21 protein-coding genes are annotated in these 24,341 nt (G+C 45.1%); 14 read left to right on the plus strand and 7 right to left on the minus strand.

Annotated features, from left to right (window positions below):
• Window positions 1-372 precede the first annotated feature (372 nt).
• The 6 genes from B5D48_RS05835 to B5D48_RS05860 form a co-directional block, all read right to left on the minus strand.
• Complete coding sequence (locus B5D48_RS05835) at window positions 373-3,330, minus strand: T9SS type A sorting domain-containing protein (protein ID WP_023937650.1); 2,958 nt, start codon at window positions 3,328-3,330, stop codon at window positions 373-375.
• Window positions 3,331-3,447: 117 nt separating this feature from the next.
• Complete coding sequence (locus B5D48_RS05840) at window positions 3,448-4,785, minus strand: L-cysteine desulfidase family protein (RefSeq protein ID WP_023937648.1); 1,338 nt, start codon at window positions 4,783-4,785, stop codon at window positions 3,448-3,450.
• 48 nt (window positions 4,786-4,833) lie between these two features.
• Window positions 4,834-5,916: a GDP-L-fucose synthase family protein gene (locus B5D48_RS05845; protein ID WP_023937646.1), complete on the minus strand. Its 1,083-nt coding sequence runs from the start codon at window positions 5,914-5,916 to the stop codon at window positions 4,834-4,836.
• Between the two features lie 3 nt (window positions 5,917-5,919).
• Entirely contained in the window at window positions 5,920-7,080 is a 1,161-nt protein-coding gene (gene gmd / locus B5D48_RS05850) for a GDP-mannose 4,6-dehydratase (protein WP_023937644.1), read from the minus strand.
• 31 nt (window positions 7,081-7,111) lie between these two features.
• A complete protein-coding gene (locus B5D48_RS05855) occupies window positions 7,112-7,660 on the minus strand; it encodes an FHA domain-containing protein (RefSeq protein ID WP_023937642.1) in 549 nt (182 codons plus the stop codon).
• A complete protein-coding gene (locus tag B5D48_RS05860; RefSeq protein ID WP_023937640.1) occupies window positions 7,657-9,372 on the minus strand; it encodes a S41 family peptidase in 1,716 nt (571 codons plus the stop codon). The genes B5D48_RS05855 and B5D48_RS05860 overlap by 4 nt, the downstream gene beginning before the upstream one ends.
• Window positions 9,373-9,682: 310 nt before the next feature.
• Between B5D48_RS05860 and B5D48_RS05865 the strand changes: the two genes are divergently transcribed.
• From B5D48_RS05865 to B5D48_RS05930, 14 genes are all read left to right on the plus strand, one after another.
• Window positions 9,683-10,213 carry a hypothetical protein gene (locus B5D48_RS05865; RefSeq protein ID WP_143742816.1) on the plus strand — a complete coding sequence of 177 codons (531 nt, stop codon included), beginning with the start codon at window positions 9,683-9,685 and terminating at the stop codon, window positions 10,211-10,213.
• The gene (locus B5D48_RS05870) at window positions 10,214-11,248 is read left to right on the plus strand and encodes a PhoH family protein (RefSeq protein WP_023937637.1); all 1,035 of its coding nucleotides are present in this window, start codon (window positions 10,214-10,216) and stop codon (window positions 11,246-11,248) included.
• 115 nt (window positions 11,249-11,363) lie between these two features.
• The gene (locus B5D48_RS05875) at window positions 11,364-12,311 is read left to right on the plus strand and encodes a phosphoribosylaminoimidazolesuccinocarboxamide synthase (protein ID WP_023937636.1); all 948 of its coding nucleotides are present in this window, start codon (window positions 11,364-11,366) and stop codon (window positions 12,309-12,311) included.
• A gap of 111 nt (window positions 12,312-12,422) precedes the next feature.
• Window positions 12,423-13,145, plus strand: a complete 723-nt coding sequence (ubiE, locus tag B5D48_RS05880; RefSeq protein ID WP_023937635.1) for a bifunctional demethylmenaquinone methyltransferase/2-methoxy-6-polyprenyl-1,4-benzoquinol methylase UbiE — start codon at window positions 12,423-12,425, stop codon at window positions 13,143-13,145.
• The gene (locus B5D48_RS05885) at window positions 13,142-13,894 is read left to right on the plus strand and encodes a shikimate dehydrogenase family protein (protein ID WP_023937634.1); all 753 of its coding nucleotides are present in this window, start codon (window positions 13,142-13,144) and stop codon (window positions 13,892-13,894) included. The genes ubiE and B5D48_RS05885 overlap by 4 nt, the downstream gene beginning before the upstream one ends.
• A 49-nt stretch (window positions 13,895-13,943) precedes the next feature.
• On the plus strand, window positions 13,944-14,855 hold the full coding sequence (locus tag B5D48_RS05890) for a tRNA modification radical SAM protein MnmL/YtqA (protein WP_023937633.1): 912 nt from the start codon (window positions 13,944-13,946) through the stop codon (window positions 14,853-14,855).
• Between the two features lie 36 nt (window positions 14,856-14,891).
• Entirely contained in the window at window positions 14,892-15,719 is an 828-nt protein-coding gene (locus B5D48_RS05895; protein WP_023937632.1) for a GIY-YIG nuclease family protein, read from the plus strand.
• A gap of 232 nt (window positions 15,720-15,951) precedes the next feature.
• Window positions 15,952-17,094, plus strand: coding sequence for a DNA polymerase III subunit beta (dnaN, locus tag B5D48_RS05900; protein WP_023937630.1), 1,143 nt, complete (start codon window positions 15,952-15,954; stop codon window positions 17,092-17,094).
• A complete protein-coding gene (locus tag B5D48_RS05905) occupies window positions 17,091-17,861 on the plus strand; it encodes a 3'-5' exonuclease (protein ID WP_023937628.1) in 771 nt (256 codons plus the stop codon). Before dnaN ends, B5D48_RS05905 begins: the two co-directional genes overlap by 4 nt.
• Window positions 17,862-17,911: 50 nt before the next feature.
• Window positions 17,912-19,156, plus strand: a complete 1,245-nt coding sequence (gene coaBC / locus B5D48_RS05910; protein WP_023937626.1) for a bifunctional phosphopantothenoylcysteine decarboxylase/phosphopantothenate--cysteine ligase CoaBC — start codon at window positions 17,912-17,914, stop codon at window positions 19,154-19,156.
• On the plus strand, window positions 19,153-20,067 hold the full coding sequence (gene porD / locus B5D48_RS05915; protein WP_023937624.1) for a type IX secretion system protein PorD: 915 nt from the start codon (window positions 19,153-19,155) through the stop codon (window positions 20,065-20,067). The genes coaBC and porD overlap by 4 nt, the downstream gene beginning before the upstream one ends.
• Window positions 20,068-20,079: 12 nt before the next feature.
• The gene (gene recN / locus B5D48_RS05920; protein ID WP_023937622.1) at window positions 20,080-21,762 is read left to right on the plus strand and encodes a DNA repair protein RecN; all 1,683 of its coding nucleotides are present in this window, start codon (window positions 20,080-20,082) and stop codon (window positions 21,760-21,762) included.
• Between the two features lie 17 nt (window positions 21,763-21,779).
• The gene (rlmB, locus tag B5D48_RS05925; protein ID WP_023937620.1) at window positions 21,780-22,520 is read left to right on the plus strand and encodes a 23S rRNA (guanosine(2251)-2'-O)-methyltransferase RlmB; all 741 of its coding nucleotides are present in this window, start codon (window positions 21,780-21,782) and stop codon (window positions 22,518-22,520) included.
• A gap of 48 nt (window positions 22,521-22,568) precedes the next feature.
• The gene (locus B5D48_RS05930) at window positions 22,569-22,949 is read left to right on the plus strand and encodes a RidA family protein (protein ID WP_023937619.1); all 381 of its coding nucleotides are present in this window, start codon (window positions 22,569-22,571) and stop codon (window positions 22,947-22,949) included.
• Window positions 22,950-23,008: 59 nt separating this feature from the next.
• On the opposite strand, the gene kdsA is transcribed toward B5D48_RS05930, so the two are convergent.
• A complete protein-coding gene (gene kdsA, locus B5D48_RS05935) occupies window positions 23,009-23,866 on the minus strand; it encodes a 3-deoxy-8-phosphooctulonate synthase (protein ID WP_078801697.1) in 858 nt (285 codons plus the stop codon).
• Window positions 23,867-24,341 lie beyond the last annotated feature (475 nt).

A 24,341-nucleotide genomic window follows, 5' to 3' on the forward strand; every position in this document is an offset into this window, starting at 1 on the left:
AGTTGCTTTTGTCCGAAAGCTTAGTTGCTTTTGATGTGATCATTAGATGCTTCCCGGAAAAGATGCCGAGCGATCGACAAAAAGATACCGAGTAATCGAGAGAATTGAGTGCTTACCAAAATAATAAGCGAGGCACCATTTGCCAATACTTTCTTGCTTAAATGCCTCTTTAAGGGGTGAGTATATGATACAAAACTTGCTGTGTTGCGCAATAGTCTCCTGGGAAAAGTCTGCGTAATAGCCTCTTATTTCAAAAAAGAGGAGGTACAAAAAAATCACAGCAAGGCGGCAATGTCCTTGCTGTGATTCAAATTAGGAAAAAACAATCGATAGAGTGAGATTTACCGACCTATCGAGTCTCTGCAAAAAGAATCATTGTTTGATCAATTTCTGATGGATAGCCCCTTTCTCCGTATCCAACACTATGATATACGTGCCAGAAGGAATGTGGCTCACATCCAAATACTCTCCAAGAGAATCGGATGTCCATTCAGCAACCGAACGTCCGTCAATAGAAATAAGTCTCGCACGATTTATCAACTCTATTTGCGTCAAGTTCAGGTGGGTATCAAACAAAGAGGGATAAACGGATGGAGTTTGCTCCGAATCGACAACTTCTACATCGAGAGTCGGCCCCAAGTCGGCATATACGACCTCTACGGTATATGTCTTATTCGGATCCGAGTTAGTTTTATCTATGAAACTATTGAGACCTCTTTTCGCTTCTACTCTACCCAGCTCCGCACCATCTCGCTTGATGATATAATGTGTGGGAATGGGAGTATCCACGGCATAACGTCCGCCAAAATTTGTCTCTTCTATCGGACTGGATAACGGCTTATCACTGTTGGAGACAACGATTTGCATAGCCAATAGGTTCCTTGAGCTTGGTACACCGGGAAAGCCTTCCAAACGTTCCGGATGAAGCCATAAGTGCTCAACAATACCAATAAAGTCATAGCGACCTACATAAATTTGAGGATGAGGATCTTCGTAATTCAGTAAGCCATTACTATCTGCCCACTCCTGTATGGTGTTAGGCTTTTTCCCCGGATCTGTCGAGGCGTTATTCTTAGCTCCAAAACCAACATACAGCATCTGGTCTCGATTGATCTCGTATGGGGTCTTCAGTGGAACTCTCAACCAAGTCCCTTTTTTATAATCCTCCGGCACAACAACTTTCTGAAAAAGATCTTTTATGCGAAGAGCTTCATCGGTCATTGCCAACACATACAGCTCATCACCAGCCTTGTCGGGAATGATGTTGACCTGTGTGATATACAAAGGATCAGTGGGCAATCCCCCCTTTTCGCTATATAGAGGATTATTCATTGGCCACTTCTCTCTATACTTACAATGCGTGACGGAGCCTATTCGCCCAGGAATAAGAGGGATATTAGCCGTCTGATATGGAATCAAATCAAATTTTTTGTCAAGGCCAACCTTGGACAATAACTGATGATAAACCGGCTGCTCCCAGCTCAGAACAATAGTATTTTCGGAGGATGACTCTTTCTGAGGAGTTATTTCCGTGATCAGATCTCCAACAAAAACAGAGGCATTCATCTCCGGCCCGAGCTCGTATTTCGTCTCTCCCTGCTCTCCTCCCATATAAGGATAAGCAACACACAGAGAGTAATTCAAAACACCGTGGGAGACACTACTCTGAGGTATATCCTCCTGATATTTGGTCAAATTAGCTCCATCGGCTTCCAAATCGGCAATCTTTTCTCCCTCTCTAAAAAGGAAATAACGCAAACCCTTTGTTCCAAACTCCTCGGATCCGTATGGAGCTTGCCAAGCCAGTAAGACTTTACTTCTATCTGCACTAAGTGCCACATCGAATCTGCGAACAGTACTGATAGGATACATTTCCTCACGAAATGCTCCTTCTAAAGTTTCGGCCTTTCCTCCATTCACAGGGTCAAGGAACTTAGCCATTTGATGTTCATCTCCAGAGGAGGCAAACTTATCCCAGTGGAAAGCCATACGCCCATACAAGTCTTTAGATTTCGGAAGACAAATGCCAGGTCCTCCTCCTGTGAGTGTCCCCACAACGAGTCCATCCTGATTGAAAAGAGAAGAGCCTGAAGATCCGCCTTCGGTATCCCCTTGATCAAAATGAAAGGAGAAATGCGCATCCTGTGCTCCTTCGTCCGGCCCCACAAAAGCGCGAATTACCTTGGGCTGACCTTTATGCACGGAGATTTTCATTGCATCTCCGGCAGGATGATGGAGACCTACAGCCGAGCTGTATAACTTCTCTCGCCTGTCCCAACCATTATAGTATACACGATAACGAGCAGGGATTTCTTCTTTAAGTTTCAGGAGAAGTCCATCCGACATACCATTGAGAGGTAGAAAGGCCAACTTACGACACCCTACCATACTCTTTGATTGATAGGAGTAGCCGGATGTGGCATTGCTACACCCGGGTTTCGTATAATGGAAAGAGAAAATCCACCTATCCAACAATTCGTCTTTGGGAGCAAATTTTCCTTCTAAAGCAGCACAATGCGCTGCCGAAATAATCAAAGGAGCAAAATCCTTGGCTGTGTTATTGAGCAAATTACCGGTACAAGAAGAAACAAACTGACGACCATTGTCCTCCAACACCATGTATATCTGGCAAACTCCAGCAATCTGCTTGCGCCAAGCATCTCCTTCGGGGCAATTGACATTGATTTGACAATGAGGATGAGACGAATCCTCCCCTCTATCTATCTGCTCATCGCGACTAATAAATGGTGCGCGGTAAAAATGTCCCAGTCCGGAGATACGAATATCCGGCAACTCTCCTTCTTGGTTGGTTTCATATTCCAGAATTACACAATCTCCAAGTATCGGAGATGTGGCAAACTCTCCTGTAGTTGGGTGAGATGCTTTCGTATAGGCTCCTTTCAGTTGGGTACGTCCCGGATCGTAGATATAAAGCCGAGATCCTTCTGGAAGATCGAATGCTTCGTAATAGACGCCTATTGCTTTGGCCCCTTCGGATCGTAGAGCAAGACGATAAACCGAATGCCCATTCTGCAATTCTATTCGATCGGCTTTCTCTGCAAAATTGATCTTTTGAGGCAATATCACCGCCATACGATATGGCCGCAATTGCACATCTCCTCCCCACTCGTCTTCCATGAGCAAGTCATCTACATTCATCGTCATAGGCACATCAATGGCCTTTGGAAGAGATGTCAAATAAGAAGAGGTGTTTTTCAAAGCCTTTGCCGAGAAGCTCAGAGGCTCTCCTCCAAACTCCTGCTGGGCAGATAGAGAGACAGATAGGAGAGATAAGAGGGCTACCTTTAGCCCTAAAGGAATCTTATTCATTCGTTGTGTGGTTTAGGAAAGTCCGATAATGTGCGACTACTACCAGTACATATTATTGATGGCAACCGCAAGAATCCGACTTGACATAATTAGGTTAATACAAGTTCACAATCTCGTTTATTTAGACTTTTGTTTATGTGTCATAATGTTGAGTACATGTTTGTCTGTCTCGCGCATGGCTTCACGTCCAATAGAAGTAAGATTGTCTACAGTGCGATCTACATCATCATCGACAATCCCTTCGGAGGCAGTAACCACTTTGCTATCCATGGCCAATATGGCTGACAACATGGCCGAACTAACGCCACTCGTCACCTTGAGGGCACAGCTGGGTTTCGCTCCGTCACACAGCATTCCGGTGATGTTGCCGACCATATTTTTGATTGCAAAACCTATCTGCTGCTTGCTGCCGCCCATCAGATAGGTGATACCACAGGCAGATCCCGTAGCTGCAACGACACATCCGCATAGAGCAGAGAGGCGTCCTAATTTTTGTTTTATATAAACAACCATAAGATTACTCAGCATCAAAGCTCTGATTGTCTTCTCATGGTCTGCTCCTTCATCCTGAGCAAAAGAGACAACAGGCAAAGTAGCCGTAATGCCCTGATTACCACTTCCACTATTTGACATGACTGCCATAGGAGCTCCATCCATTCGAGCATCACAAGCAGCACTGGTATATGATAGCATCTTACTCAACACACTGTCTCCCAGGTATTTCTTTCCGAGAGGGCCTTGTATCATCCGCCCGACTGAATGGCCATACTCTCTCTGCAAGGATGAAGCACTCACCGCCGAATTCAACTTGGCGGCTTCCTCTATGAATGCAATCTTCTCCAAGGGAGCTTCAGTAGCAAAACGGTATACAGTATCAAAATTTAGTTCAATATCTTCCTCTGCTACGTCCGTACTGCTAACATCACCATCCTGTGGATGTTCAGATGTTTGTGCCGATGAATGTGTGGGAAGGACTTTTCCATCCAGCAGCAAGGTTGTAAGCCCGGTGTGTGTCCGCTCTATGACAGATGTACTCTGATGAGGAGTAGCTTGCAGATTGACCTCGATATAAAGATTATCGACATCTCCCGGCTTAAGATCTATGGCAATCACATTTCCTCGAGCCACAATTCCTTTTGCTCGCTCCAATTCTTCTGGAGAAAAGTCATTCAAGATAGAAAGTCCCTTCTCCGGCTTGGCTATCACATAGCCCAAAGCTATTGCGATTGGCAATCCAATCATGCCAGTCCCGGGAATGCCGACCCCCATTGCATTCTTAAGCATATTAGCAGACAGCAGAACTTCGATTCGAGAAGGTTCCATAAGAGGTGTAGGTAAGGTTGCTGCTGCATGAGCAACTGCCAACGCAACTGCCACGGGTTCCGTACATCCGGTAGCTGGCACAACCTCCTTTTTGATAAGAGTCATGATTCTGTCTTGGGTCTTTACATCCATCACTATTCTAATTCTATGATTTTTTATCTAAACAAGTTGAGGTTTATTTCACAAGCCAATAGAAGTTTTATACCAGTCGTAAAGCATCGGTACACCTTGCTGCAATTCTATGTTATGATGCCATCCCAGACTTTGTATCAGGGACGGATCGGTAAGTTTGCGCATGCAGCCATCTGGCCTACTGCTGTCAAAAAGAATCTGGCCATGATAGCCTACTGCCTGAGCGACCAAAGAGGCCAAATCTGATATAGAAACTTCCTTACCTGTCCCTATATTGATATGGCAGTTGCGTATTTCTCCTTTATCCGACTTACAAAGATCAGAGAAGTCAACATGCTCCATAACATAGACACAGGCTTCAGCCATTTCCTCACTCCAGAGAAATTCTCTGAGAGGGCGACCACTCCCCCAAAGCTCCAGTCTATCCGGAAATATCCCATATCGAGACAGAGCAGATTCTATCACAGAGGCAGGGCTTGATGGGGCTAAATCGGGCAATGGGCGGCGAGTAATATCCCGGCGTATCGCATCATAGTCTTTTCTCATCAACAAATCGGCCAGCCACATCTTGCGAATCATGGCAGGAAGAACATGTGCGGAGATCAAATCGAAGTTATCATTAGGGCCATAGAGATTCGTGGGCATCACAGCCAAATAATTGGTACCGTACTGCAAATTGAACGACTCACACATCTTGAGTCCGGCTATCTTGGCTATTGCATAAGGCTCATTGGTATACTCCAAAGGAGAGGTAAGAAGAACATCTTCTTTCATGGGCTGGGGAGCTTCTTTAGGGTAAATGCAAGTAGACCCAAGAAAGAGTAATTTCTTGACTTTGTGTCTAAAAGAAGCTCCAATCACATGCTGCTGAATCCCCAGGTTGCGATATATAAAGTCCGCTCTACAAGTGTTGTTGGCCATGATGCCACCCACATGGGCAGCAGCCAGAAATACATAGTCAGGCTTTTCCTGATCGAAGAAGTTCTCTACAGCAACCGGATCGAGCAAATCCAATTCCTCGTGTGTCCTACCGACAACCCGAGTATACCCCTTGAGTCTAAGAGCCCGCACAATAGCAGAGCCAACCAAGCCTCGGTGACCTGCTACATATATTTTGTCATTCAGCTCCATTGCTTATTCGAAATAGTTGAGTATCTGATATCCACCTTCTTTCAGATATGCCTCTTTGTGCATCAAACGAATATCATAGTCCATCATGTCACGAATAATATCCTGCAAAGTATATTCAGGCTCCCAACCTAGGATCTTACGGGCTCTGGCAGCATCTCCGATAAGAGCCTGCACCTCCGTCGGACGGAAATAATTAGGATCCACAGAAAGAAGTGTTTGCCCCAAAAGATTCCTTACTCCAGGCAAATAAATATCTCCGACTCGTTGCTTGAATACCTCTTCGTCTATTGCAGACAATACACCTCGTTCATCCACCCCTTCTCCTTCGAATCGGAGCTTCATTCCAACATAAGCAAAGCTCATTTGGGCAAAATCTCGAACAGAGGTCGTGATACCTGTAGCCACGACGTAATCTCCGGGTTGATCCTGCTGTAAAATCATATGCATGGAACGAACATAATCCTTGGCATGCCCCCAATCTCGAGTTGCAGACAAATTGCCCAAGTATACCCTCTGCTGCAATCCTGTAGCGATACGACTGACGGAGCGAGTAATCTTCCGTGTTACAAAAGTCTCTCCACGAAGCGGAGACTCATGATTAAAAAGGACGCCGTTGCTGCAATGCATTCCATAGGCCTCTCTATAGTTGATAGTGATCCAGTAGGCATAGAGTTTGGCACAGGCATAGGGGCTACGCGGATAAAACGGAGTCTGTTCATTCTGAGGAACAGTCTGAACCAAACCAAACAATTCGCTCGTAGAAGCCTGATAGATACGAGTTTTCTTTTCCAATCCAAGCAAACGCACAGCTTCCAATATCCTCAAAGTCCCTAAGCCATCTACATTAGCTGTGTATTCCGGGCTTTCAAAGCTGACCTTCACATGACTCATTGCCCCCAGGTTGTAAATCTCATCCGGGAGTACCTGCCGGATCAAGGCTGTAATATTCATTGAGTCGGAAAGGTCTCCATAGTGCAAAAAGAAGTTGCGACTCTCGGTATGAGGGTCTTGGTACAAATGGTCTACACGCTCTGTATTGAATAGAGAAGAGCGACGTTTCAAACCATGCACTTCGTATCCTTTTTTCAATAAATATTCGGCCAGATAGGCACCATCTTGCCCTGTGATACCGGTAATAAGAGCTACTTTCTTCTTTGTATTCATGAGATTGTATTTTCTTCTTTTTGTATCTGCGCTACTGAGCTGTTTGATCGTTTTCGTCGGGATGGGGTTCAAAGATAAGGGAAGTTGCCCCCAAAGTGATTACAGTAGTCTCGTTTAGGCAGAACCATTCTCGATCGGATAGACAGCGTCCTGCAATAAAAGTCCCAACTCGGCTCTCATCATCTTTGATAGCATAGCTCCAATTCCCATCAGAGTCTACCTGTACTTTGAGTAGGCAGTGATGTCTATCCATGCTGGGATCAGAAGTCTGTATCGGCAGGTCTATCTGCGTATCCTTGTTTTTTCGCCCAATAGAATGAACTCCCGGGCCAAACTTGAGTGTCTGCTTATAGGCAAAAGCATTTTCCACAACAAAAATGGCAGCCGGAGCCAACAGCCCTTCCGGCTCGGAACTCTCCGGAAGTTTTTCCGCACTCACAGGTCGGATTCGAGCTTTTATCTGTTTTTTGCAACCTGAGCAAACCAACGAGAGGCGACCCTCCTGAGAAAGAGCTACCTTAATTCGCTCGTTGGAGAGAACGATAAGCTGGTCGCAATAAGGGCAACGGATCCGTTTCATTTGGCAGGGTGCAACAAATTGCGATATTGCTCGGGATTGACAAGCAGGCGCATAGCTGTCTCTACATCTTTGTCGCGTCTCAATCGATGTTGTATCAATCCGTCCTCGAAATAGTACCTACTTATAATAGCCTCCTCCACAGACTCTTTCACCTGGTCTTTATAACGCCTGAGATCTCGCTCTTTGTCCGGCTTCAAAAGTTGAGAGAGAGAGTCAAAAGCTCCGGATGCTTCGGGTAAAAAGCCTTCGCTCTCGGCCCATTCCCGTAGACGCTCTAAATAGACAGGAGAGCGCAATTCGTATTTGAACTCGGGTACAGACAAGCGTTGCACAAGTTCTTCATATTCTTGGTCTGAGAGAGTAAATAAATGAGGTTGGGCTATAGTCTTGTGCTTTCTATGATAGTCGGTCGCATAGTCTTGCAACAAGTAGCTGCCTGCGACAAAATAAGATATGGCCTTTGCACTATCAGCTTCTACCTCCAAATCCGGACTGATCCCTCCGGCTTCATGTTGAATCCGTCCCGATTTGGTATAAAAAGCCCGATGTAAGCTATCCGGTTGTTGTTTTTGAGTCTTCATTTCTCTACCATCAGCAGATCTCGTACTGTAGTCTATCCGTTGCACACATCTGCCGCTGGGAATATGGTAGCGGGATACAGTAAATTTCAATTTGCCTCCATAAGGCATTTCAGAAGTCATCTGTACGATCCCTTTACCAAAACTTTTCCTTCCTACGATAACTGCCCTGTCATGATCTTGTAAAGCTCCGGCCAACAACTCCGAAGTAGAGGCCGTCTCTGAGTTGATTAAGACAACGACCGGCAAGTGGAGGTCCGTAGGCTCGGCATTGGTGCGATAGACACTGCTGACGCGGTTGTTCCGACCTCGCAGGCTCGCAATCTCAGTACCATTGGGCAGAAAATGATTGAGTATCCCAACAGCCTGAGCCATCAGTCCTCCTCCATTTCCTCGCAAATCAATAATCAAACCCTCAAGTTCGGTCTTTTGCTTCAGTTCGCTGAGTGCAGCATCGAAAGCAGACACAGTCTTATCATTGAATGTATCTATACTTATATAACCTATCCGAGAGTGAGGTCTCACATCAAAATAGGTGATGGGCTCTATCTGTATCCGTTTGCGTAAAAATTTCAGGGAAACAGGCTTACTCTCTCCTCTACGAAGCAATTCAAGAGAGATCTGTTTCTCCGGATTCCCTTTCAAAGCCTCACTTACACTCTGGACATCGGATTTAGAAAAATCTTTCCCATCGATTTTCATTATTACATCTCCCGGTCTTACACCGGCCAACTGAGCAGGCTTCCCCTTGAAAACTCTGGCTACCATCACGGAACTATCGGCTCCGGGCATAACCACAGCCCCCACTCCACCGTATTCTCCGGTAGTGATTAGTCGCAAAGCTTCCTCCTCTTGAGCAGAGTAATACTCACAATAGGGGTCTAAGCCGGAAAGGATGCCACGAATCCCATTTTTATACAAATCTTGTGTGGAAAGAGAATCTATGTAGTACAGTTTGAGGTCTCTTATCAGGTTGCCAAAAGTTTCCACCCCTTTCACGTATTCCATATAAGGATCTTCCGAAGTAAACTGCCCAGTATCCCCTGATACGAGCTGAGCTTTCAAATTAGAAGACGGATACGCAACAGACAGAAAAAGAAGCCCACACAGGGCAAATACTGCTCTATTTTTCATGTCGGCAAAGGTAGCGAATTAGCCTCTATCATACAGACATCTTTATGGGCAACAACTTTCCTTCATGGGTAAGACATAGAAAGTGCTAATGAGACCACTCTTGGGTTTGGTCATGTACACCTACGGGCATACACACTCTATCTCTATGATCCGTTGTGACCACGCATTTCAAAAAAAAGTTCGGACAAAAGACTGTTTCAACAACTCTTGGAAGATCCCCATACAATGCACTCAAAGAGAAGGCAAGACAATACAAGCTTCCCCTCTCTTTCAATTGGAACGATGTCGTCCTATTAAGCAACATAGGAGAATGTGGTCGAAGACAGTAGAAAAGGCAGCTTTTGGGGACTTTTTAGCCTCACTCAAAACACCGATGAACAGGGCGTTTCGAGAGGGTCAAAAATATCTCCTGAGAAAAATTTTGCTAACACAGGAGAGAACAATTTTTTTCTCAGGAGAGAATTTTTCTTTGAACCTCAGTGGCAAAAAAAGAGAAGATGTGGCAGAGCTAACAAAAGAGTGTTCCCGCCCTAATTGCATCGCATTATTGTTAATTGGGGATAGTACTCAATGTGTTATTATCGGTATTCGAAATGAGTTATGTCCTGAAGTATGCTTTTTCTCTCTTCCTCGATTGTCTCAAAATCAACATACGCTGCAAACTCCGGCAAAAAGGCCAATGAAAAAGCTTCTTGGGACCTTGCGACAGTCTCCTCTTGTTGTAAAAATCAATCTAACATTGAAATACCGTACATTTGCAGCTATTGTAGGGTTCGGAAAAAGGCAAAAAGGTCTCTCTCCTAAGAATCAAAGATTTGAACACATTCACGAAAAGCGATAAATGACAGAGCGGTTGTACATCCTTGAGGATGCTGATCCTCAAATTTTTGTTGGTGCTAATAAGGCTAATATCGTGCTGCTTACAAACCTATACCCCAAGCTGCGAATTGTAGCGCATGGCAACGTGGTGAAAGTTCTTGGCGAAATGCACGAAACAGACATGATGATGTATATCCTTGACAAGCTGGAAAAACACTGCAACAAATACAATCGACTGACAGAGGAGGATGTTATCCGGTTGACACGAGGTGAAAGTGAAAAAGAGGAATCAACAACCTCCAAGCACCATATACTATATGGTGTAAATGGTAAGGCTATTGCAGCCAAAGGACGAAATCAGGAGAGATTGGTGGAAGCATTCGACCGAAATGATATGGTGTTTGCCATAGGTCCTGCAGGTTCGGGGAAAACATTCATAGCCATCAGTCTGGCCGTGCGTGCCCTCAAGACCAGACAAGTAAAACGAATCATTCTCTCGCGCCCAGCAGTCGAAGCAGGGGAAAAGTTAGGCTTTTTGCCAGGAGAGATGAAGGACAAACTGGATCCATATCTGCAGCCTCTATATGATGCTCTCGGAGAAATGATACCACAAGCCAAGCTCAAAGACTACATAGAAAATGGCACTATACAGATCGCTCCCTTGGCTTACATGAGAGGGCGTACCCTTAGTGATGCTGTGGTCATTCTCGATGAGGCTCAGAATACAACCCTGCACCAAATGAAGATGTTTCTCACCCGTTTGGGACAGAGGGGCAAAATGATCATCACAGGAGACACGACCCAAATAGACCTGCCAAGAGGAGTGTCATCCGGTCTAATTCGTGCTCTTAAAATTCTCGAACACACAGAAGGAATTAGTACCATACAGCTAAATAAATCCGACATTGTACGTCATCCTCTGGTGGAACGTATAGTAGCCGCCTACGAAGCAGCTCGGCCAAGAGAAGAAGGAGAAGAAGAAGAAGAAGAAGAAGAAAAAACACCGACAGAAACACAAACGGCAGAAAGGCTCGAAACGGATAGACCCTTAGTGTAACCAAAATTGGCACACAATTAGATAGAAGACAAGGATGTCAATCCCAAATCAAAACAAGACAACAAGTAGTAATTGGCAAACATATCACCCAATAAATACTCACAAAGACAATCTTATGAACCAAACGCTCGTAAAATCCGACTTTCGATTTGAAGGTCAGACAGACGTATATCATGGCAAAGTACGCGATGTATACTTTTTCGGCAAAGACTATATTGCAATGCTTGCCACAGACAGAATCTCTGCTTTCGATGTAATCCTGCCTGCCGGTATACCTTTCAAGGGACAAGTTCTGAACCAAATCGCAGCCTATTTTCTGGATGCAACATCCGACATTGTTCCGAACTGGAAAATCAGCACCCCCGATCCAATGGTAACAATAGGGCACCGCTGCGAACCATTCAAGGTGGAAATGGTGATCCGTGGCTACATCACCGGATCAGCCTGGCGTGCATACAAACAAGGAGAACGCTGCATTTGTGGCATAGAACTGCCGGAAGGTCTGAAAGAAAATCAACGCTTCGACAAACCAATCATTACTCCAACCACAAAAGCCGACGAAGGGCACGATGAAAATATCAGTCGAGAAGAAATCATTGCACAAGGGCTGGTATCTGAGGAGGATTACGCACAAATCGAACGTTATACCTACGCTCTCTTTGAGCGTGGGCAACGCATGGCAGCGGAGCGTGGTCTCATATTGGTAGACACCAAATACGAATTCGGAAAAAAAGACGGGAGAATATATCTCATAGACGAGATACATACACCTGACTCCAGCCGATATTTCTATGCCGATGGGTATGAAGAACGATTTGAAAAGGGAGAGGCTCAGAAACAACTCTCCAAAGAATTTGTAAGGCAATGGCTCATCGAAAACGGATTTGAGGGAAAAGCCGGACAAAAAATTCCAGAAATGACACCTGAATACTGCCGTTCCGTGTCAGACCGATACATAGAGCTGTACGAAAAAGTTACCGGAAAGACTTTTGAACGCTGCCCAAGCGAAAATATCACAGAGCGCATACACAGCAATATAGTGGAGGCTCTCAAGAACCTCTAAGAAAGTTTCACAGGACAATTCGGTAGGTCCGGAGATATTATCTCCCATTCCTCTACCTCCGAATTGTCCTTTCTCTTTTTGTTTTACTCCTCCAACTCCTTAAAATCGCGTATGGTTACTCCCTACAACGACAAAGAAGAAAAAAGCGAGCAGGTACGCCGGATGTTCAATCATATAGCATCGGGATACGACCGTATCAACCACTTAATATCCTGGGGGATGGACAGATATTGGCGCAACAAAGCCATTGAATTGCTACAACCATACCATCCGGAGAGAATACTCGATATTGCGACCGGAACAGCCGACTTTGCCATCAACATAGCCACACAACTCCCCAACCTAAAACATATTGATGGGATAGATATTTCGGATGAAATGCTCCGAATAGCTGCCGAGAAAATACGGGTGGAAGGATTGGAACATTTGATTGAATTGAAGAAAGCAGATGCAACCGAACTCCCCTTCGAGGATAATGAATTCGATGCAGTCACAATAGCCTTCGGGCTACGAAATGTAGACCGGATAGATGTAGCATTGGCTGAAGCCTATCGAATTCTCAAACCCGGCGCACCCATGCTTATTTTAGAGCTATCGGAACCAACCAACGGTTTTTTGCGAGCCGGTTATAAATTTTATGCACATAAAATCCTCCCCTTATTGGGGCGGACTCTTTCTCTTGACAAGCAAGCGTACAAATATCTACCAGAGTCTATCGGAGCTGTTCCTCAACGCAAAGACTTGGTAAGCATAATGGAAAAGACAGGCTTTGTAGAGACTTTCTTTCGGTCTATTTCACCAGGAGTCGTTACCATATACTTAGGCATGAAATGACAGAGTATGGTCTCATAGGTTTTCCTCTGGAACATTCGGCTTCGGCATCCTATTTCAACGATAAATTTCATCGATTGGGTATAAAAGCCCATTATCGGCTATTCCCTCTACCAAACATATCGGAATTCCCATCGTTTTTGGCCTCTCATCCTTTCCTGTGTGGCCTTAATGTGACCAGTCCGCACAAAATAGCCGTAATCGACTACCTTGATGAGCTGGATCCTCTGGCTCATGATGTGGGAGCTGTCAATACAATACGGATAGAGCGCAGCACATCTTCGTACTCTCTCAAAGGATACAATACAGACGTCGTTGGTTTCCGGCAAAGCCTCATACCTCACCTCAAAAGGTTCGGGCATGGGGCAGCTCTCATTTTGGGAAATGGTGGAGCATCCAAAGCTGTCCGTAAAGCTCTGGATCAGCTACAAATAGAACACCTAACTCTCAGTCGTCATTGCTCCACAGAAAACATAGGTTTGCTTCCCTATCAAGACTTCGATTGGGAGAGACTTCAAGACTTCAGTATCGTGATCAATGCCACTCCTTTGGGGATGCCTCCTCATGAAGATGAATGTCCTCGGATAGACTATAGTAGGCTAAGCGACAGACATCTTTGCTACGATCTTATCTACAATCCTCCTAAGACTCTTTTTCTACAAAGAGCCGAAAGCCAAGGTGCTATGTATGTCAATGGGAGAGAAATGCTGGAAGCTCAGGCCGAGGCCGCCTATCATATCTGGTCCAGGTAACAGAAAATAATCGAAAGCAATCCTAAACTTCCATTTGTCAGTCTCAAGTATGCCAAGAAACAGTTACATAGACTTTGCCACTTTCCTTTCCCATTACTTTCCGGGCCAAAAAGTGCAAAAAATATCTGTCAATGCTTCCCAGAAATGCCCAACTAGAGATGGAAAATTGGGAAAAGGAGGCTGTACCTACTGCAATAACGCAAGTTTCAGTCCGGCCTACGCATCAGCAAACAAATCTATTAGCGAGCAGCTCTCTGAAGGGATCGCATTCTTCTCCCACAAATACCCCACAATGGTCTATCTGGCATACTTCCAGGCTTATACAGCGACCTATGGAGAGGAGCAAGATTTAATAAGTAAATATGAGGAGGCCGTGCTCTATCCGGGGGTTGTGGGTTTGGTAATCGGCACCAGGCCGGACTGTATGTCCGACAGCCTGCTGAGCTATCTATCCGATCTGTCCAAACGGTGTTTCGTATTGATTGAATATGGAGTAGAATCGACCTTGGACAAAACATTGGCTCTCATACAACGTGGACATAATTTTGCCTGCAGTGCAGAAACAATTCACCGGACTCATCAAGCAGGCTTGCTCGTGGGAGCTCATCTGATATTAGGACTTCCCGATGAAACAAGGGAGGAAATGCTTTCTCATGCCGATCGGCTCTCAACTCTACCTATCGACACACTCAAATTGCACCAATTACAAATTATCAAAGGCAGCCTTATGGCGCATGACTATACCATTCATCCGGAGAAATACCATTTCATGACAGAGGATGAATATGTAGAACTATGTGTCGATTTTATACAACGCCTCAGACCGGATATTGTACTCGAACGCTTTGTCTCATCCTCTCCTCCTCAACTCATTTTGGCTCCACATTGGGGCAAAAAGAACTACCAGTTTGTAGAACTTATCCGTCGAAAACTCAATGAAAACAGGGGTCTCAACAATTGAAATAAAAACTCAAAACCAAATAGAATAGGAAATATTATGGGCAAGACTGTGACAACATTCTTAGTTGATGGAGATCCCAAGGGAACACAATATGCATTCGTCAGCAACAAGATTTGTCAGGTATTTGTAGTTCCTCGATCAAATCTATCTTACCTGAGCGAACAGCAGAAGTTACAAAAACCGGCTCTCTATATTCTCATTGGAGAGGACAACATGGAAAACCCACAGGCATATATAGGGGAAACAGAAAACTTCCGTGAGCGAGTAAGAGATCATGACAACAAAAAAGGATTCTGGCAGAAAGCTCTCATTTTCGTCTCCAAGGATGCTGACATGACTAAAGTCGATGTACAATATTTGGAGCATAGAGCTGTAGCGGAGGCCACTAAAGCGAACTCGTTCGAGCTAAAGGAAAACAAACAGATCCCCAAAGCACCTAACTTACCTGAATATCAACAAGATACAATGGATGAGTTTTTTGATGATGTCAAATTTCTTTCTTCATTCGTTGGGTGCAATATCTTTGAGACTCTTCAGCCCAGAGAGGAACACTTGTTTTATATCCGAGGAAAAGATTGTTGGGCGAAAGGGATCTATGGATCTTCCGGATTCACTGTATTGACAGACAGTTCTATCTCGAGGAAAACAGCCCCATCCTTCCAAAGGAAGGAGCTGAGAGAGAAAAAACTGAGAGAGAATGGTTTGGAAAAAGGAGATTCCTGCATCCTAACTTCAGACCTCACATTCTCCAGTCCAAGCTCTGCTGCATCTTTTTGCCTCGGCCGAAGTGCTAATGGTTGGGAACAGTGGAAAGATAAAGAAGGACGAACACTGGATGCCGTATACCGAAAGCAGCTGGAATAAAGGTTTGATTAAGAAAAGTCTTTTGAGAATCTTTTTGGCAGCTACTTTCGGACCTTATCGCATATCGGGCAAAGCTGTCTTACGAACTCCGAATTGCAGTGCCTCCTCAACTTTACAATCGCACTAAAGAGAGCTATTTTCCTCTGCAAAACAAGCTGTCTACAAGCTCCTCCCCCATTGTATGCTTATTTCTTATATTTGCTCATTGAAAGAATAACAAAAACACAATACAATGAAGTTTGAAGTTTCCAGCAGCAAGATGCAGCAACTCTTGCAGGCGGTTTCGCGTGTGATAACCCCACGGGTGAACATTCCAGTACTGGAGTGTGTCCTCTTTGAACTCAAAGGCAACACTCTCCGACTGACAGGAGCAGATCCCGGCACCAGACTCGAAGGGGAATTGGAGGTCAACAACCTGACAGGGGAGGATGGTTCCTTCGCCATCTTGCAACGAGTACTACTTGACCCAATCAAGGAAATGCCCGAACAGCCGATAACTTTCGATGTGGATCTGAAAACTCTCAACGCCCAAATCAATTACAACAGTGGCCAATACACTTTTGTAGTAAAAGAGGCTGATACCTACCCTCGCCCTCTGGACGATGATGAGACCAAGCAAAGCCTGCACATCTCCGTGGGCAATCTGCTCAAGGGAATCAATGCGACCCTCTTTGCTACGAGCAATGATGACAGACGTCCCATCATGACGGGGGTGTACATGGATATTTTCCAAGATAAGATCGTCTTTGTAGGTTCAGATGGGAAAATGCTTGTTCGCCAGCAAAACTATGAAGTAAAGGCCACGGAAAAAATGGGTTTCTGCCTACCAAAAAAGGTTGCCACTCTTATCAGTCGTTCGCTACTGCAACACGAAGACAACGATGATATGATTGAAATGATTTATTCAGAAAAATTCATCCAACTACGTCTTCCATCATACACACTCTCAGGACGCTTATTGGAAGGACGATACCCAAACTATAATAGTGTCATTCCCACACAGTGGCCGTTAGAGGTGGTAGTAGACAGGCTCTTGCTCCTCTCTGCTGCCAAACGAGTATCGGTGTTCGCCAGCGAAAGTGCCAATATGCTACGCTTTGAGTTTTCTCCCGAGGGCATCAAACTATCTGCCAACGATTTCGATTTTTCTGTTTCAGCAGAGGAAATGGTCAAAGCAGACTGCCCAGCTGATATAGACCTCAAAATGGGTTTTGAGTCAACCGTTCTACAGGCAACTCTCCAAGCGATTAACAGCTCAGAAGTCAAACTCTGTCTCACAGATCAGGTGAGAGCTTGCGTGATCGTGCCGTGTGACAGTGAAGAAAGCATAGACCAAGCTAGCTTGATCCTTCCCATGAGACTGATAGGAGAATGAAATTAAATCTCAAAAAACCCATCGTTTTTTTCGACCTGGAAACGACGGGGGTAGATGTTTCGCGAGACAGGATAGTAGAAATCTCTCTACTCAAGATATCCCCTAATGGGGAGGAGTTCTGCCGTACACGCCGGATCAACCCCGAAATGCATATCCCGGAAGCATCCACTGCTTTGCATGGAATTAGCGATGAAGATGTCAAGGACTGTCCGACTTTTGGGCAGGTAGCCAAAAGCCTATTGGAAATCATTAAGGGTTGCGACATAGCCGGGTTCAATAGTAACCGCTTCGATGTTCCAATGCTTGTAGAGGAATTCCTACGTTGCGGTTTCAGTGAAGAATTTCACAACCGCCACTTTGTAGACGTGCAGACTATCTATCACAAATTGGAGCGTCGAACCCTCTCGGCTGCCTATAAATTCTATTGTGGCAAAGATCTGGAGAATGCTCATTCGGCAGAAGCAGACACAAGAGCGACCTACGAAGTACTTATGGCACAGCTGGATCGTTATCCAGAAGAATTGCAAAACGATATTCCGTTTTTGGCTGAATTTTCGGCACATAACCGAAATGTAGATTTCGCCGGTCGCATGGTGTACAACGATGCAGGAGAAGCAGTCATCAATTTCGGCAAGTACAAGGGATGTAAAGCAACCGAAGTCCTCGCCAAAGATCCCGGATACTATGGTTGGATCATGCAGTCCGATTTCCCTCTTGACACGAAAAATGCATTTACACGTATTCGTCTGGCAAGCAGTAACAACTGAAACCCGATAAACCACTCTTCCCCGTCACCCCATTTGCCATACTTACCCACATGACAGATCTCTCTTCTCTTGCCGGCAAACATATCATAGTAGGCATAACCGGCAGCATCGCTGCCTACAAATCCGTACAGCTCTGCCGGCTGCTCATAAAGGCCGGTGCTGAGGTGCAAGTTGTAATAACGCCATCGGGCAAGGAGTTTATCACACCCCTAACCCTCTCCACAATCACGTCCAAACCTGTCATAAGTGAGTTTTTCTCCCGCAAAGACGGCTCATGGCACAGCCATGTCGATTTAGGATTATGGGCCGATGCGATGTTAGTTGCCCCAGCTTCTGCTGCAACGATAGGAAAAATGGCAAATGGTGTAGCGGATAATATGCTTATCACGACCTATCTCTCCTGTAAGGCTCCCATATTCGTGGCCCCAGCCATGGATTTGGATATGTATAAGCATCCTTCTACCTGCGCCAACATAGAGCGACTCAAAAAATTTGGGAATAGGGTGATAGAAGCCAAGGAAGGAGAATTAGCCAGCCACTTGATTGGCAAGGGGCGCATGGAAGAACCAGAGATATTGGTTCAGGTGTTGGCTGAGTTTTTTGCCACACAATCGGACAATGCTCCGGCTCACCTACTACCCTATCGGAACAAACGAATCCTCATAACAGCCGGTCCCACACATGAAGCAATAGATCCGGTGCGCTTCATCGGAAACCACTCAACCGGTCGTATGGGGATCGCCTTGGCTGATACATTAGCTACGCAGGGAGCAGAGGTCAATCTTGTTTTAGGACCATCCGCCCTGCTACCATCCCACCACAGAGTCAATGTCCGGCACATCACCTCTGCAATAGAGATGCGGGACTGCTGTCTACAACTTTTCCCTTCGACGGACATTGCGATCATGACGGCAGCAGTGGCAGATTACAGACCGAAAGAGGTCGCTAAGCAAAAGATCAAAAGAGAAGACAAACAAAGTATGGAGATCAAATTGGTTGCCAATCCGGATATTGCTGCAACCCTCGGCGAACTCAAAAATCCTTCTCAACTGCTTGTTGGCTTTGCTCTCGAGACAGGAGAAGGAATAACTGAAGCCAAGAAAAAAATCCAAAACAAAAATCTGGATACTATTATCTTGAACAGTTTACAAGATAAGGGGGCCGGATTTGGAGGAGAAACGAATAAGGTAACGATCATAGATAGAGATGGCTCCATTCGATCATACCCTCTGAAGAGTAAAGAATCCGTAGCAAAAGATATTGCCGATTTCATTGCGTTAAAACTCAACCTATGAAAATATCCGTTTCAGGCTACTGGCTCTCCTTTATACTTTTCCTACTCTTGCCTCTACAAGGGTTGTCACAGGAATTGAATGCTAAAGTCAGCATCAATACAGATGCTTTGGGGGGTAGTGTGGAGCGTAGTCAATACGAAGAACTGGAGAGGAAACTCTCTGAATTGCTCAACAATACACGCTGGACACATGGCACTTTCTCCCCTGCAGAACGAATCGAGTGTAATTTCAGCTTAAATATCTTAACCCGAACAGACGAGACCAAATACACGGCCGACTTGTCCGTAACGGCCCGACGACCAGTTTTCAACGCATCGTATGTAAGCCCGCTTTTCGTATACCGAGACCGAGAACTAAACTTCCTCTATGATCCTTACACCCCGATAGAGTGGAATCCGGCTAACATAGAGAGTAATCTGCTTGCAACACTCATCTTCTACACCTATGCAATACTGACATACGACTTCGATAGTTTTGCTCCCTTAGGAGGAAATCCATACCGATCGGAAATGAGACAGTTGGTTGCTGCAGCCCAAACCAAGCAGGATTGGAATGGTTGGGATGCATTCAAAAGTGATAGAAATAGATATGCCTTGGCTGAAGCTCTTAATGATCCGGTACAAGAACCTGTACGAAAAGCCTGGTACATATTTCATCGCAAAGGTTTGGACGAAATGGTGGGGAATGCTAATCGAGGACGGAGCAACATTATTTCCACTATTGAGCTACTGGAAACAGTGCACAAGGAAAAACCGGTATCTCCCCTCTTGAACATCTTTGCGATGACAAAGCTCGAAGAGCTTGTCTCCATCCTCTCCAAGGCTTCTACTTCAGAAAAACAAGACTTGAGTAAACGCCTGCTCAAGCTCTTTCCTACAGAACAGAACAAGATAGATCGCCTAAAAAAATAACCCACCTCCACTATGTTGGCCTCGCTGCATATTACCAAATACGTCCTCATAGAAGAGCTACAGATAGACTTCTCGGAGGGTTTCTCTGTCATATCTGGCGAAACGGGAGCCGGCAAAAGTATTCTTTTGGGAGCTTTGTCTCTCCTTTTAGGCAAAAGAGCAGACTCCTCCGAAATTGCCCCCGGAGCAGACAAATGTGTGGTAGAAGGAGTATTTCAAAAACTATCAAAGCAAACAGAACAACTCCTACTCGGACAAGATCTGGATTTCGATCCCGAAGAATGCATCCTCAGGAGAGAAATATCCGTCAAGGGAAAGAGTCGGGCTTTCATCAACGACACCCCCGTTTCTCTTAGCACACTAAAGAGTGTTGCTGGCTCTCTGATTGACATACATTCGCAACACCAAAATCTTCTGTTGGGTGATCCCTTCTTTCAGCTTAGTTCTCTTGATGCCATAGCCGATATCGATTTGCTACTGGCACACTACCAAGAAAAGTATCGAACCTACATTGATCATCGGAAAACGCTTGAGGAGTTGCAAGCCACGATAGAAAGAGACACACAGGAGATCGACTTCTTGCGGTTTAGATACAGCGAGTTACAAGATGCCTCTCTCAAAGAAGGCGAGGAAAAGAAATTGGAAGAAGAACTTCGAACTCTCTCCCATGCCTCTGAAATAGCACAAGGGGTGGGAATAGCACTTTCGGCTCTTTCTGAAAATGACACTGCAGCCCTTTCTGCAATTCACTCTGCTATAGAATCCCTATCTCGCATCACAGCTTACTCTTCGACTTTTTCTTCCTACCGAGAACGATTGCAATCCTTGCGTATTGAATTGCAAGACATTGCCAATTCATTGTCACAAGAGGCAGAGCTTCTATCTACAGATCCCACGCGACTTGCACAGGTAGAGGACAGATGGGATTTGCTAAACACCCTCATGCACAAACACAAAGCCTCAACCATAGAGGGACTGCTTGACATTAGGGAAGAGCTGAAAAACAAACTGAATAGAATAGATCATTCGGAAGAAGATTTAAAGCAAGAACAAGAAGTCGTAGAGCGAATTTTATCGGAAACAAACAAATTGGCAGACGAACTCCATGGTAAACGTCTATCTGCTGCCGGTGTCTTTGAAAAAGAATTAAAGGGCAAACTGCCTCATCTTGGCATTCCTCAGGCAAAATTTGAAGTAGATATACGACCAGCCACCTTGTCCATACAGGGAAGAGATCGGGTTACTTTCCTCTTTTCGGCCAACGCACAGCAAAAACCTCAGGATGTATCCGAAGTCGCATCAGGGGGTGAAATTTCACGTTTAATGCTGATAATCAAATCAGTAATAGCAAAAAGGAGGGAACTTCCCTCTATCATTTTCGACGAAGTTGATACTGGGATCTCCGGTGATGTGGCAAGTCGCATGGCCGAAATGCTCAGACATATGGGACAGCATATGCAAGTGATCGCCATCACCCACCTACCTCAGATAGCAGCATACGGTAAAAATCACTATTTCGTCTACAAGCAGTCCGATGAGATAAGCTCAAAGACTTCTATCCGTCGCCTCAATAGAGAGGAGCGGATTCGGGAAATCGCTCGTATGCAAAGTGGAAACTTGTTTACTCAAATAGGATTAGCTGCAGCAGAAGAGCTGCTGCTCAATAGCACTGAAATAGGTATTCTACCGGATTAAAATCAAGACTCTGACATATGGCAAAAGACAAACTCGTATTCGGTATTCATCCTGTCCTCGAGGGATTATTGGCCGGAAATGAACTCGATCGAATATACATAAAGCGAGCTATGCGCAGCGAAGAAATCAACCGCATCAAAACTCTTGCTCACAAGCGCAGCATCCCCGTGCTCTCGGTGCCGGTAGAAAAACTCGATCGCATGACGAGCAAGAATCATCAGGGGATAGTGGCGATACTGTCGACAATAGAATACATGCCTCTATCAGAAGTGATCAGCATGAAATTTGAGCAAGGTCAATTACCTCTGATTTTGGTGTTGGATGGTATCACCGATGTGAGAAACTTCGGAGCTATAGCTCGTACAGCCGAATGTACTGGAGTTGATGCGATTGTAATACCAGCTCGAGGATCGGTATCTGTCAGTGGTGATGCAATCAAAGCATCAGCAGGGGCTCTTCATCGCATAACGGTCTGCCGAGAACCTTCTATTAGCCAAGCCCTTGACTTACTTCAATCCTCCGGTATACGCATAGTGACAGCGAGTGAAAAAGCCACATGCTCCTACACGGAAGAGAAACTTGAGTTACCGTTGGCAATTGTAATGGGAGCAGAAGATGTCGGTCCTTCCGAAGAAACGATCAAACGCTCTGACTCTATGATCAGCATTCCTCAAATTGGGGATATCGGTTCTCTCAATGTATCGGTAGCCGCCGGTGTCATCCTATATGAGGTCCTAAGACAACAATCAAAGTTCTAACTTACCAAGAGACTCCTCACGGAGTCTCGCAAATAAACAACAATTCCTATGAAAAAAGTAATCAGTACCCCCAATGCTCCAGCCGCCATCGGCCCCTATAGCCAAGCAGTATTAGTAAATAATATACTCTACGCTTCAGGACAACTTGGTTTGGATCCTCAAACCGGAGATTTCGTGGAGGGAGGAGTACCGGCTCAGACAGAGCAAGCCTTCAAAAACATTCGTGCTATCCTGTCCGAAGCAGGTATGGATATGAGCAACGTAGTGAAAACAACCTGCTTCCTTGCCGATATGGGAGATTTTACAGCAATGAACGAAGTTTATGCACGTCAGTTCGATGGAGCATTCCCTGCTCGCTCGGCCGTTGCAGTAAAAACTCTTCCCAAAAACGGTTTGGTAGAAATAGAAATTATCGCCATCAAGGACTAATACTGTCAGGAGATAGAAATCCCCCTATCTTTCCCAAGATCTACCTCCGTCCGCCTGTTTCAAGCCTCTATCACGGCTTGACGCAGGCGGATAAGTTTTTCCAGCAAAGGTTTCATCATGTGTAGAGGAAGCATATTAGCTCCATCGCTAAGAGCCTTTGTCGGATCAGGATGAGTCTCAATGAAAATACCATCTGCCCCCACTGCTATCGCAGCCTTAGCTATTGTCTCTATTAGAGAAGGTAATCCTCCAGTCACACCGCTGCTTTGGTTAGGTTGCTGCAGAGAATGTGTCACATCCATCACGACCGGATAACCCAACCTACGCATCTGTGGAATTCCACGATAATCAACAATAAGGTCGGTATAACCAAAGCTATTTCCACGTTCGGTGAGTATGATCTTGGAATTGCCGGAGTCTTCGCACTTGGCTGCAGCAAAGGCCATTGCCTGCGGTGAAAGGAACTGACCTTTCTTAATGTTTACTATTTTCCCCGTCTGGGCAGCGGCTACAAGGAGATCCGTTTGGCGGCAAAGAAAAGCCGGTATTTGCAGTATATCAGCTACCTCTGCAGCCATATTGGCTTCGGAAGTTTCATGAATATCAGTCACTATTGGCAGACCCAATTGGGCCTTTACCTTAGATAAAATTTGTAGGGCAGCAACATCGCCTATTCCTCGAAAACTATCCAACCGAGAACGGTTTGCCTTGCGATACGAAGACTTGAAAATAAAAGGCACTCCCAAATGAGCTGTCAATTGAGACAAATAATCGGCTGTTTGCATTGTCGTTTGTTCATTTTCCACGGCACAGGGACCTGCCATCAAAAAGAAAGGTCCTTGTGGTAGATTATCTCTATCCTTTCGAGGAGAACTCAGGAGAGAAAAAAGCTCTTCAGAGTTACTGAGAGCCGTCATTCCGATTATAGCATTCATCGTTTGAAATTTTTTGTTTTGCCACAAAGTTAATGTGCAAACCCGAATCTATCTTCGCCTCAAGACTCTAAAAACTCGACTACCTTTCTTCTCACATCTACAATCAAGCTTATCCTTGGTCTAGAGCCATAACCAAATTAGTCAAGCGAGACTATTTGTAGCAGACCAATGAGAAAATCAGAAGTTAATCGCCCCAAGGAGAGGGGCTTTTCCACCCTTTTTGTGAAGTACAATCGGAGATTTCGTAGACCTAGCGATTTCACTTATTCGTTTTATCTTTGTGGGAGCGTTTGCCATCCCTCCCCTTTTCGGATGGCAATTGTGGGTGTGATTTTATAAAAAACAAAGCGATTATTGAGTGTTTCCTCTTAATTCCTGCTCCTAGTGACGTCTGGGAGGCCATTTCCTCTAATGAACCCATGACAGAGGGAGGTGAAAGAATTGAGATAGTTACCAA

It is taken from the genome of Porphyromonas crevioricanis (assembly GCF_900167225.1).
GTDB classification, from domain to species: Bacteria; Bacteroidota; Bacteroidia; order Bacteroidales; family Porphyromonadaceae; genus Porphyromonas; species Porphyromonas crevioricanis.